The organism is Bradyrhizobium sp. CCBAU 11357, from assembly GCF_028128865.1.
GTDB lineage: Bacteria > Pseudomonadota > Alphaproteobacteria > Rhizobiales > Xanthobacteraceae > Bradyrhizobium.
The window spans coordinates 1-12,051 of the sequence record NZ_LBJW01000068.1 but is presented as its reverse complement, the minus strand read 5'-3'; the positions used below and the strand labels follow the sequence as shown (position 1 = coordinate 12,051).

Sequence of the window (12,051 nt, the reverse complement as noted above, 5' to 3'; positions counted from 1 at the left end):
GCCACCGCGATCGCTGCTCTGGCGCCGCCGGCCGAGACCTTCGCCAAGGGTCGTGACTTCGCAGCATGGCTCGGTCTAACGCCTCTTCAAAGATCTACAGGCGGCAAGCAGAAGCTCGGTGCAGCATCCAAAATGGGCGAACGCACGCTCAGGCGCCTTCTCATCGTTGGCAGCAGCGCGGTCGTGCAACAGGCGAGCAAACGCGGTGCGCCAAAGGGTTCGTGGCTCGAACAGATGCTGACTCGCAAACCACGCAAGCTGGTAACGGTCGCACTCGCCAACAAGATGGCGCGGATCGTCTGGGCGCTACTTATCAAGCAGGAGAATTACAGGGCTCCGGTCGCAGCCAAGGCGTGATCCTGGCGGACCTGAGGTCGTCGGAGGTGTAGTCGGTCGAAGGAGAGTATGGCGCAACAGTCGGCGAGACGAGGCCGGAAGAACCAGGCGTACTCATCTTGCCTAGAGCACGCTTTTATGATTTGGTTCCGGTCTGCGACTCCCATACGGGCCCGCAGCTTCATCGCTGCACCATCAGAGGCCGGACAGATGGCAGCATGCGACTACGTGCTGATCTTCTTCAAAAATCGCCTGCATCTCGCGGGGCTATGTTGAAACTCAAAGCGTCCAACTCCGAGGCAGGTCAATCAGACCGCGCTGCACGCGGACGTTGCTGCAGATGGGTCACGCGAGGCTGAATACGCCGGAGAAGACCGGCAGCTCATAGCGGGCGATTATATCGTTGAAGCGAACATGAGCATCTATTAGCTCTTCGAGATCGTAACAGAACGGAACGTCCATTTGCTTCACAACGAACGGTGTGAACACCGTCGGGGCAGGTACCGCACCAATCTTCGCCAATGCTTCCAATCCATTAATCGTATTATCTGCAGCCTCAATTCCAGCTAGAAGACAGCTTCCGACCCCGAATCGACCAAACACGTGAACCGCGTCAGCAAGAATCGTCATGTATTCTTCAAACCTGTATTCACCCTTGAAGCTGCGGATATATTTTTTTCGCAATCCGGGATCGACGATTTCGATCCCGGTATTAAATCGCGAAACGCCAGCATCTTTCAGAATTGAAAGATACTCTATTCGCCTATCCCGGTTATTCCGGACGCTTGGCGGGACCACCTGAGATACGTAAATGCCCTTTGTGTAGCCGGCCTCCCTTAGGTGACGAGAGATTGTAGCGTGCCGATCCAATTCGGTCTTCTCATCTTTGATGCTTCCAGTAACCAACCAAACGACATCATATTTATCATCAAACGTGTGACCATGTTTGTCGGCATAGTTTAGACACTCTTGGAAATTGGCCTTGTAATTCGTAGAGCCTCCTCCCCCCTGCACCGCCAGCACTTCCCATTCATTTTCCTTGAAACAGAAATCGCACGAGTAGCAACAGTAAACATGGTAATCAAACACGAAGCTTCGGGCACCATTCACGCGCATCATGCCGAAGTTATACATGCCCGTCGGCGAGCGTTCTGGGTCGACACATTGTCGACAGGGGACTTGTTCAATCTCGTCGTTTATTGATGCAGTGAGGACCTTTCCATCAAACATAAACGGTGAGTTCTGGTTGATACGCACCGTGATCCTTTTTACAAACTCAGGACCGAGTATTTCGATTTCGAGCCTCGGTATGACCTGCCCAAAAATTGGAAGTCGCACTCCGGTCGTGAGAAGCTGAATTCCATCTCTTAGTGCGCCAAGCCTGAAGACTTCCTCGATACGCACTTCATGCCGATTCTCGAGAGCAAAGTCGAATTTTGCGGCTCTTTTTTCCCGGGCGCCCATGGTCACACTCCACCTATTAGAAGGAATTGGATGATTGGCTCAGCGCTCTCGCTAGATGCATCATTTATAGTGCTAGACTAGTCTGATACCGTTCGGCGCCTCACGTCTTGGGTTCGTTCTTCATAAGCACGACCCTCACGAGATGCGCTGTACGGGTCCGGAAAACTCGAGGACCACCCAATAAAGCGGCTCAAATCGAAGCCCCGTTGCATCAATAACGTGGACCAACTTGTGCATCTCTGGTTTCTTATGAACGCAGGTCAATTTATTCTAGGTTCCATGAAGGGCGCCCCGTTTATGAGCTCTCCCTACACTTCGATTGTCTTCCGCGGTGGTGTCGGAGTCCCATGACCGAACCTTAATCATCTCCAAGCAATCGATGTGCCACGGAAAATGTTTCTGCGTGCGTTCTATGCTGAGGAGGCAAAGGCCATGTGTTTAGGCCGTATCGATAGGATATCCACGCCTCGTGTCTAGTTCCGGACATAACCGTCTTCGACCGGCACGACTGAATACGCACAATACGGAGGGTCGATCCGCGGTGATGTCCCGATCGCTGTTGAAGCAGGTCAGGCCGCGGTGCGGGAATGGCCTTGTGACGTGGGCAACGGGCGTGATCGTCATACGATCGAGAGCCGGCCCCGGAATTCTGCACAGGGCGATAGGTGGAATTTCCGCCTGACAGCGGGCACGCTGTGCCTGCGGATCAGGAGCGACAATGAGCAGAAGAACACGCCGGAACCACACACCGGCCTTCAAGGCGAAGGTGGCGCTCGCCGCCGTGAAGGGCGATCGAACGCTGGCTCAGCTTGCCGAGCAGTTCGACGTCCACCCCAATCACGGCGTGGAAGGCTCAGCTTGAAAGCAAGGCCGCCGATGCGTTCGGTCCCGGCGGCGGCTCCGGAGCGGAGCGAGCAGCCGTCGACGTGAAGTCTTGCACGCCAAGATCGGCGAACTGACGCTGGAGAACGATTCCTAAGAAACGGCATCGCCGACGTTCGGCTCAAAGGACTGGAGAACGAAGCCGAATGCCTTGGCACGCCGATGCAAATTGTTGACCACTCGCGTCCGGTAGCGCGTCTCGTAGGACGAGGCCCCGGGATCGACATAGTCCATTCCGTATCGCACAGCATTGTAGAACAGAACTGCGATCTTGCGGGCCGTGGCGGTCACTGCCTTGGCCTTACCGATGCGCGATGAAAGTCGCCTGTAAAAGGCGCCGAGCGCAGTATCGGTGCGTCCGACCGTGACGGCAGCAAGGCGCAGAAGTGCCGCCGCCCGGCCGCCGGATCGGCGCGTTCGGGACGAGAGCCTTTTGCCGCCGGAGACCTTGTTGCTCGGCGCCATCAACTGCAGGCTGCTTAAACTCTAACCCTGATGAGCCAGAGCCTCTCTTCTCAGAACGCCTGATCAGTCTCAAATCATCTGACGACGGACAAGGCAGTATATAATGTTACCAGCTGCGCTACTGGTCGTGTTGACGCTTCTAATCTAGAGCATCGCAGCGGCGATGCTTAGCATAGAGAGGTACGCTCTGGCAGTTTTCTCGTAACGGCTAGCGACGCGACCGTCGCTCCTCCCAGCCGAGGTTCGGCAGCGAAAACTCTAGCCAAAAATGGTCTAGTTTGCCGGCCGCAGATCAGATTGGCAAAAACGATCTGGCGATACTCTAAAACCGATGAAGGCCGGCATACGATGGAATGCATCACGGCGATTCTGAATCGGGACGAGGATGCGATTGCGAGACTGGCCCCCTTCGTTGGTACGGGAAGGCTGTCCAAACAGCTGATATAGCGTCAGAAGACGGTGGGTCATTTCAGTTGCCTCAAGCAGCGTGATCTCCTCGCGGTACACTTTCTCATAGGCTGCCCTGAATTCCTCGAGCCGTTCGGGCGCCACTTGCTGGCCGTATGTAGTAGCATGACCGGCACCTTGATTTTGAGAATGTCGAGATCGTGACGAAATTCGCGTTGGATTCCGGTCACTTGTTCGCGGAGGCCAGAGATCCCGTTTTCAACTGCGCTGAGTCTAGTTTCAACGCCCAAGAGATCATCTTTCGTGGCCATGTGTTCGATTTTGAAATCAAGACTCTCCTGCACACCGTTCAGTTTAGGCATATGCCTCCATCTTATACCACCTCGGTATCTGAGCAGTTTGCTCTGCAGCAAGTGCTTGTTCATGAGTCTTTGTAACCGGCTTGAATTGATCGAGGCTAGAGACGAGTGAAGGTAGCCGCCGATAGGTGCCGTCCGAGTAGCGGTGATAGCTTTGCCAGCCGTGGCAAAGAGCGAATGGATGCCAACCAGTTCTCGTAGGTGCCGCGCAGGTCTTTCTGGGCGATACTATCCAACGCAAGCGTAGGGCCCACCAATAGTAGGGCCCACCAATAATCGTGTTTGCCCACCGGTGACGACTTGAAAGTCTTGTCGCATGAGCCATTTTTGTTTTCCGTGGATGCCAGGGGAAACCATGTCTTGAACAGCACGGCTGGAGCCGCTGCCGACAGCTTCGACCCCGATAAGGAGGCAGCGATGAAGCGGATCGCATCAGTGTTTCTTGTTACATGTTCGCTCCTGGTCGCTGCGCGCGCCCAGGCTCCTGATCCCGATCCCGCACTGAACAATCCAGATAAGGTGTCGTGGGAATTGTTCGCGATGGTCAACAAGTCGGTGCCGGGCGTGAACAACAATGTGGTGTTCGAGACCTGGGCCTCGAACGAGGACACGTTCCAGCCAAATCCGAAATTCCCGGGCTCCTCCGCGCCACCCAACTGCGCGCCGGCGCAGGTCGCGACGCTGACCGCAGCACTGCCGCAGCAACCCCCTGTGACGCCGGTCGCAAGTCCGAAAATTCTGAACGTGCCGGCGCTGGTCGCGCTGGCTCGGCGACAGCCGGGACTGCAGCCGCACGTCGTCCCCGGCGCTACGGAGGACGAGCCAAGCGAGGAAACCCGTCGCAACCGGGCAACTTTTGATTTTATCGCTTGTAACAAACTGCAAACGAAAGCTGGATTGCGAGTGGCCTTTGCCAGCGGGCAGCCGATCTCGTTTCCAATCGAATCGATAGAGGTGAAGGCCAACTGGGTTCCCGTCGGCAATCGAATTCCGGCCGAGTATCACGTAAACACGGCCTCAGATAACAAGCGCTACGCGCTCGTCTCGATGCACATCATATCCAAGCAGATCCCGAATTGGACCTGGGCCACATTCGAGCACAAGGACAATCTTGGACGCTGCGACTTCATCGGCTGCCACGACAAATTTGGCGCCGTGGTTCAGGATGTCGCGCCGCACACTTCGCCCGGCGGGAAGTACGACCCTTGCGTCAAGACGCCCGCGCTCAAGAAACTCTTTGCGGACAACGGACTGCCTGCGCTGTGGGAGAACTACTGCCTGAAGGGCAGCCAGACCGATTTCGTGACTGCGACGGGGCTCAAGACGTTGCTCGGCAACTCGGTGACGGAGGCCGGCTTCGCGGACACGTCCTCATGTCTTACTTGCCATGCGCGAGCATCAGCCAACGTCGCCGGCAAGAATCTCTACGGTGCCGGCTTTGTTGAACCGCCGCTTTGCCCGGCTGGACAGAGCCTCTGCAGCCCGAACGGTGCTCCGCGGCCGGAGTGGTTCTGGAACAGTCAAGGCCAGCCGAACCAGTCGCTGCTCGCGCTGCAGACCGACTTCATCTGGTCGATCCCGCGCCACGCGATCGGTCCCTGATAGTCGTGGAGCGAGCAGCGAATCGGCGCAAACGCCCGCCGAAGCGGCCGGCGTCCGGTGATGTCGATTATCTATCGCCCGACTCGCCGCTGAGCCTGACGCTCTATTTGCGGCATCGTCTGCCGGTGCGTCGGCGGCCGGGAAGCGCGATCGACCTGTCCGAACTGAAGCGACGCGTCACCCAGAGCGAGTTGAGGGCTGAGCGGCGGCGCATCCTCAAGCGCTCGGTTGAGCGTATCCGCCGGTTTGCCGAGCGGCGGGGCATGACCGTTATCGCGGTCAATTTCCTCGGCCGCCGCGTCAGGCTCAGGGCAAGCGCCGCCGCTGCCGAACGCGCCTTCGGCACGCGGCTGGCATGGATCCGGGACGGCGGAGTGTGGCGCTACTACCCGTGTTACAAGCCGCGCATACCGACGCAGCTCAAGACGATCGTCCATGCCGTCCTTGGCCTTGATACCAGGAAACCGCGGCTCAGCAGGCTTCGGGAGAATGCCAGCGCCGGGAACGGCATCGGCCTGCTTCCCTCCGAGATGGCCCGCCTTTACGGTCTCGATCGCGGCGGTCGCGGGCAGGGCCAGTGTATTGCGATTATCGAGCCTGCCGGCGGTTATCGGCCCGACGACATCGTCAAGGCCTGTCAAGCCATGCAGATCGCGCCGCCGCAGATCGTCGACGTCAATGTAGGAAGCGGTCGCAACAGGCCAGGGCCGAATCCTCGTGCGGATGCGGAAGTGGCCCTTGGTATTCAGGTGGTCGCCGGCGTCGCACCCGAGGCGCGGATTGTCGTGTATTTCACCGAACTCAGCGAGCCCGGGCTGGTCGCCGGCGTCAGCCGGGCGGTGCAGGGCCCCGAGCGCCCGAACGTCGTCATCATCACCTGGGGCGAGCCCGAAACGCTCTGGCCGGCAGAATCCCGGCTCGGCCTCGACCCGGTGCTGCAGGATGCCATCCGGCTCGGGATTACCGTGCTTGCGACCGCGGGTGACGATCTGGCCTCAGAGCGCATGCAGGACGGCAGGGTCTACGTCAACTATCCGGCATCGACTCCCTACGTGCTGGGTTGCGGCGGAACGCGAATCGCGCTCGACGGCGCTCGCGGCAGCATTGTGAATGAGACGGTGTGGAACGATAATGGAGTGCACGGCACCGGCGGCGGCATCAGCGAGGAATATCAGGTGCCCGCTTTTCAAGCCGCGGCCCGGATTCCAGGCTCGCTCAATGACGGCAGACGCGGACGCAGGGTACCGGACGTCGCCGCTGCTGCCGCGCCGCCGAATGGCTACCGCATCTTCCTCAATGGCGTGGACTTCGTCGCAAGCGGAACAAGCGCGGTCGCTCCGCTCTGGGGCGCGTTCATTGCGCTGATCAATGCAAGACGCGGCCAATCGCTCGGCTTTGTGAACGGTCGTTTGTACCAGTTGGCCAACCTGCTGCGTCCGATCGTCACCGGGGACAACAAGGATACAACGGGCCTTGGTTACAATGCCTGTCCCGGCTGGAACGCCTGCACCGGTCTCGGTTCGCCCGACGGCGGTGCCATCGTAACGGCCCTGACCAGCATTGCATGAGCGCGAGATCGCCGGCGCGCATTACCTTCCCAGATGATCTGTCGCCCGTCTTTCTCGCCCGGCGGAGCATCGGTCATAGCGCCTGATCCGATTGCTGATGACGGTTGCGCTCTCAATGACCCGCGAAGCGATTTCCTCGAAAGACAGATGATCGTTATCAAGATAGGCCCGTCCCGTGGCCCAAACCCTTGATGTGTCCCATTCCATTTTGCTGGGCGGTCTAATCATCCGCGCTGCCTCATATTCCAGATCGGCGTTGCCGATACCCTCGTGGGTAGCGGGCGGTCGGCGGCATGGCGCCCCCTTAGATGGGCCGCCAGCCGTGCGCTATGCTCGATATGGTCCAAGGCGCGAGGGCTATCGTTGCGCAGCCGGCCGGCGAGTTCCGAAAGGGAGATTTCTGCTTTCCACCGGTTCTGCCTGGCTGAGATTATCAATGCCGGTCCCCACCACCGAGAGCGCGCACCGTACCTTCCAACTGCTCATCAAAAGTGGCGCCGACGATAATATTGGCAACCTGATCGGCCTCTTCGCGAATGCGGCTAGCGGCCTGGTCAACTTCGAACAGTGTCAGGTCCTTGCCGCCAGTGATAGAGATGATGAGGCCACTGGCTCGCTTGATCGAGGGGTCTTCGATCAGTGGATTGGAAATCGCGGCTACGGCGGCTTTGAGCACACGCGATGGGCCAGAAGCCTCGCCCCTGCCCATCATCGCCTTGCCCTTTTCGCGCATCATCGAGAGAACATCGGCGAAATCGAGATTGATCAAGCCCTCTTTGACTATAAGATCGCTGATGCAGGCCACACCCGAATGGAGCATTTGTCAGCCAGAGCGAAAGCTTCGGCGAAGGTGGTCTTCTCGTTGGTCACCCGAAACAAGTTTTGGTTTGGAATGATCAGCAGGGTGTCCACCGTCTTCAGCAAATCCGCGATGCCGGCTTCGGCAAGGCGCATTCGGCGTTGGCCCTCGAACTGGAATGGCTTTGTGACAACACCAATGGTTAGAATGCCAAGCTCACGCGCGGTCTTGGCAATGACAGGCGCTGCCCCGGTGCCGGTGCCGCCGCCCATGCCGGCGGTAACGAACACCATGTGTGCGCTGGTCAAATGTTTACGGATGGCATCGATTGCCTCTTCGGCCGCGGCGCGCCCGACGTCAGGCTGCGAGCCGGCCCCGAGTCCTTTAGTCACCTGGGTGCCCACCTGGATGAGGCTCTTGGCCTTCGACCTCGTGAGCGCCTGCGCGTCTGTATTGGCGACGACAAAATCGACACCCTGCAAGCCGGCCGCGATCATGTTGTTCACGGCATTGCCCCCGGAGCCGCCGACCCCGAACACGATAATGTGCGTTTTTAGCCCACGAACATCGGTGATGTTGGTCATTTTCGGCCTCACGATTGCGTCGGTAAGCTGGGAAATGAGATGACTCGAAATGCTACCTCAAGCATGGCGATCTGCTTTGACCAGGTCCGCGGCTAGATGGCCCAGTCTGGAACCGGCTCGTCCGCGGCCGTCGATTGAGCGACCGTATAGGCGCTCTTCGAGATCTGCCTGATGACCAGCTGCCGTCGCCTCGAGCCGCGCCATCTCTGCCTGCAACGCCAGGATACTTTCCGCTCGCAGGGCGTTGTTTGCTGTCGACCACCGGTTCGCCGTGGCTTAGCCGCATTTCGGCGAGATCAACGCACACCAACGCGTTGCCATCGTCTGAAAGTGAGGGCGGCAACTGACTGCTTGGCGATCGAACGGGCGGCCGCTGGCGAGATTTTCAGGCGGTCAGCAGGTGCGACATAGGTCAGCCTCTCAACTGCATCGGCTGTCCTCCTGGGAGCGTACCGAGCAATGTGCGCAGATCGCGAAAAGCTAGGCCGTCATGGTTAAACGATTCTTAACGCGCAAGCAGATTGATCTCCGTCGGCGCGGGTGGGAGCAGTCTCCATTCCCCCGTACGCCTCTCCTTTAGCTGACGAGGGACTGGCGTGTATCATGTGGAATCAATATGGGTTCTGATCATCCGCGGTCGCTCAAGAAGAAACCCTCGTATAAGCGGGGTGATGCGTTGCGGCGCATCCTTCACAGAAGCGGAAACTTGCCGGGCAAGCGAATCAAACACACTGTGCATGTTCTCCAGCGCCAGCTGAGGTGTTGCGTCAAAAGACGAGCTAACCAAATGGCCACGGACCTCCGTAGGCCCGTCCGCAGAAAAATGCTGGCACCTGCATCAGATCGCCAGCAGCCGGTGGCGAATGGAATTGGGTTGGATACCAACCAATCCTGGTAGCTGCGTCGCGACTATCCTCAAGATACAATTCTGCGCGGATATAAGGACAAAAGGACAGCGGCGCGGGGTAGGACAAAATGATCGATGGGCGTGTGCTTTGGTTTTGTCTCGGTCTTGGTCTCTGTGTCGGCCTTGTGCCCGGCCAAGCCGGGGGTCGTATTCGGCTCCCGAGGAGGCGAATTCCCGATGACGTTAAAAATCGGAGACAAGGTGACGGCCATCGGATCCTGTCGCGCCATTCGGGTCAAAATCGTCACTGACAAACAGCCGATTTCCTACTCCTTTCAATGAATCTGGAACGGCATCACCGACCCACAGGTGCGTTAGGCCTTCGCACAAGTGTTGTGGCTCAAAATTCCCCGAACATGACGTGGCCTTAGCGTATCTTGGTTAGGCCTCAGGATATCTCGTTAGACATACGCGATCAGCGCACTTCTGTTCTCCGTGCTGGCCGTCACCCCATCGAAGCGACAGCCGCATTTGGCGATATTCCCTGCCAATTTCAAAAACTCTCAAGAACAAATTTTGAAGGTGTTCATGAAATCGTCGGCAGCATCAATTGGAAACTCCGCCCGCAAGATTATCGCCGAATCCAAAAAGTACAGAAAGCAGCCGAGAGAGCGGCAAAAAACGAAACGAGATTTGCCGATTACCGCTATCTACGGTCTGTTCTTGCCGCCCACACATACTTTGAGGACAACAATTTGTTGTCTCACGTTGTCGCAATCGCCCCGAGCATGCTGACGACCCCAGTGCGTGCGGACAGCTGTCCATTGCGGGTGACCATTGACGCGACCTGCATCCAACCCGATCTGCGTATGCGGAGCCGCTGGACAAGAGCTCTTGAATTCGCTGTTCAGGAACAAATCGAACCACAGGCATTAGCGAGATTCATGTCTGCGCATAGCGGAATTTCTGGATGCGCAGACCTGGCAAGTAAGCCCAAGCCAAAAAAAATCACATAAACCTGCGTTTCACAACTCCCGACCTAACTTCCTCCTTACATCTTGATTGCCTCCTTCAAACCACGACGCAGCTTCTTAAGCTCGGCAACGTTGAGTGTTATTCCAGCTCGTGTCTGATAAAAAGCGCCTTTGGTGTTGAGCATCCACGCCCGGATATGGATTCGCCTGCCGTAACCTTTGCTCCTGCTGACGATAACCCTCTTTGCCTTCTGAGTATCCCAGCTGTAGAGTACTGTCCCGGGATCGCGGTCAAACTTCGCGTTCTTAACCATTGCCTTCTCCTGCCTTTTCGCTCCAGCAGCACTACGCCTCGGAGTCAGGAAACATTTACAAGAGTAGATTCTCGTCGGATAATTGGTGGTTTTCGTCGCGAAGAGCATCTCATGACGGCAAAAATCGACATCACAGACCTGATCGCTCTTTTGACCGGTCTCCGGAAAGAAGCTTTCCCTTTCGAAAAGCATATCGCCCTGTTGACGTTTGCAACCTGGCTTCAATATCCGACTGATCAAGCAGTCTTACGCCACGCGCAGATCGTCTCCGCTGCGGCCTGCTATATCGACTCTGGAGGAAAGCATAATCCTCTAGTCACGGTAGAGACTCTCAGTTTTGCGCTCTTGGACTCTCCCCTAACTCGGCCGTTTGTCGACACCCCAACCTCATTCGTCACGCTATCCGTCGCGGTAACTGACATCGCCTCGTTTCTCCTTTGCTGCCCATCCGAGCGGAAGCCGAGCCTAAACAAGGCGCTCTTTTTTCTGGAAAGCGGCGGCTTCGCCTACCCCGAATGGGGGATGAAGATGATTCTGTGTCCAGTGCAACGCTCAAGGTAGCTTGGCGAGAGCGTGCGTGCACCGGCCCCTTCTTGTGGTCACTCGCGATCTGCCGGTTGGGGCAACTGTATGAGATGCTCCCCGACGGGGGTAACGCGTACAAGCGAGCTGATAAGCTACTGAAAAGACCCAATAAGCTCATTGAATTCTTTGGAATCAGCAGATTTGTTCAAGAGCGATTGATTTCAACTGTCGATCAACAGAGTCGCAGACGATTTAGCGTAAAGTTCCCGAAGCGATTGGAACCTATCGAGTGCCCGCTTCAATCCACTCGATCAACGCCAGCTCGACATCCTGGTTCGTTATCGGGCCCCAATCCCGTCCTACTAGAATGAAACTGTCTTGACCTAGATGGCGATTTTAATAGTCCATTACGCGACGCGGCCGCCCGCAATAATTTTCGCGTGTTCCAACGGAGCACGCAAATGGTCAATCCACAGACGGAACCAAGCCACTGGCTTACTCGCAATCTATCCCACGAACGGTGGTACGATGACGGGAAGCCATCGTGGGATCATCTACCCGCTGCGTTAGCAGCACTGCACGAGCGTCTAAAGCGAAGCCGATTACTTCGGAAGCACAATCGCAATCGACTCAGCATGCTATTGGCGGAGTGTGCACCAAACAAACGTTGTGTTTCCGGATGTTGCCGAGAATGCGGCCGTGCTCTCCAGCGTGTCTTTGCCGCTAAGGCGACGGACTTGCTCGTATCTCATCACGAATACGACGTTGCTTCGATGATCGGACGGACCTCTCGGCGGCAAGGCCAGCTTCACACCTTGTCGCTTTTGCGGTTCAAACAGCACGCTCTCCGCGCCTTGCAGATAACGTACAGAGTCTTTCGCACTTTCAGGATTGACGGCTTCTTCTAGAATGAAGGAGCTTTGA

10 protein-coding genes and 2 pseudogenes are annotated in these 12,051 nt (G+C 57.2%); 6 read left to right on the top strand and 6 right to left on the bottom strand.

From position 1 onward, the window contains the following. The coding region (locus XI05_RS09605; RefSeq protein ID WP_271500888.1) for a transposase at nucleotides 1-357 on the top strand (357 nt) is incomplete at its 5' end. 324 nt (nucleotides 358-681) lie between these two features. Here XI05_RS09605 and XI05_RS09600 read toward each other — a convergent pair. Next, nucleotides 682-1,800, bottom strand: coding sequence for a radical SAM protein (locus XI05_RS09600; protein WP_271500886.1), 1,119 nt, complete (start codon nucleotides 1,798-1,800; stop codon nucleotides 682-684). Nucleotides 1,801-2,518: 718 nt separating this feature from the next. Between XI05_RS09600 and XI05_RS09595 the strand changes: the two are divergent. Further along, a pseudogene (locus XI05_RS09595) lies at nucleotides 2,519-2,773 on the top strand (transposase); the annotation flags it as partial. Between the two features lie 2 nt (nucleotides 2,774-2,775). Here XI05_RS09595 and XI05_RS09590 read toward each other — a convergent pair. Further along, nucleotides 2,776-3,147, bottom strand: a pseudogene (locus XI05_RS09590) (IS110 family transposase); the annotation flags it as partial. A 1,127-nt stretch (nucleotides 3,148-4,274) separates the two neighbouring features. Between XI05_RS09590 and XI05_RS09585 the strand changes: the two are divergent. Together XI05_RS09585 and XI05_RS09580 are read left to right on the top strand one after the other, a co-directional pair. Further along, nucleotides 4,275-5,516: a hypothetical protein gene (locus XI05_RS09585; protein WP_271500885.1), complete on the top strand. Its 1,242-nt coding sequence runs from the start codon at nucleotides 4,275-4,277 to the stop codon at nucleotides 5,514-5,516. Nucleotides 5,517-5,521: 5 nt separating this feature from the next. Then, on the top strand, nucleotides 5,522-7,084 hold the full coding sequence (locus XI05_RS09580; protein WP_271500883.1) for a S53 family peptidase: 1,563 nt from the start codon (nucleotides 5,522-5,524) through the stop codon (nucleotides 7,082-7,084). 433 nt (nucleotides 7,085-7,517) lie between these two features. Here XI05_RS09580 and XI05_RS39490 read toward each other — a convergent pair whose 3' ends face one another. Both XI05_RS39490 and XI05_RS39485 read right to left on the bottom strand, forming a co-directional pair. Continuing rightward, nucleotides 7,518-7,853: a hypothetical protein gene (locus tag XI05_RS39490; protein ID WP_333939835.1), complete on the bottom strand. Its 336-nt coding sequence runs from the start codon at nucleotides 7,851-7,853 to the stop codon at nucleotides 7,518-7,520. An 11-nt stretch (nucleotides 7,854-7,864) separates the two neighbouring features. Continuing rightward, the gene (locus tag XI05_RS39485) at nucleotides 7,865-8,467 is read right to left on the bottom strand and encodes a cell division protein FtsZ (RefSeq protein WP_333939834.1); all 603 of its coding nucleotides are present in this window, start codon (nucleotides 8,465-8,467) and stop codon (nucleotides 7,865-7,867) included. 1,284 nt (nucleotides 8,468-9,751) lie between these two features. Between XI05_RS39485 and XI05_RS09570 the strand changes: the two genes are divergently transcribed. Further along, nucleotides 9,752-10,330, top strand: coding sequence for a hypothetical protein (locus tag XI05_RS09570; protein WP_271500881.1), 579 nt, complete (start codon nucleotides 9,752-9,754; stop codon nucleotides 10,328-10,330). A gap of 35 nt (nucleotides 10,331-10,365) precedes the next feature. Here XI05_RS09570 and XI05_RS09565 read toward each other — a convergent pair whose 3' ends face one another. After that, nucleotides 10,366-10,602, bottom strand: a complete 237-nt coding sequence (locus XI05_RS09565) for a PC4/YdbC family ssDNA-binding protein (RefSeq protein ID WP_271500879.1) — start codon at nucleotides 10,600-10,602, stop codon at nucleotides 10,366-10,368. A gap of 111 nt (nucleotides 10,603-10,713) precedes the next feature. Between XI05_RS09565 and XI05_RS09560 the strand changes: the two genes are divergently transcribed. Continuing rightward, nucleotides 10,714-11,163 carry a hypothetical protein gene (locus XI05_RS09560; protein ID WP_271500877.1) on the top strand — a complete coding sequence of 150 codons (450 nt, stop codon included), beginning with the start codon at nucleotides 10,714-10,716 and terminating at the stop codon, nucleotides 11,161-11,163. A gap of 602 nt (nucleotides 11,164-11,765) precedes the next feature. Here XI05_RS09560 and XI05_RS09555 read toward each other — a convergent pair. Beyond that, a partial coding sequence (locus tag XI05_RS09555) for a hypothetical protein (RefSeq protein WP_271500874.1) occupies nucleotides 11,766-12,051 on the bottom strand: 286 nt, incomplete at its 5' end.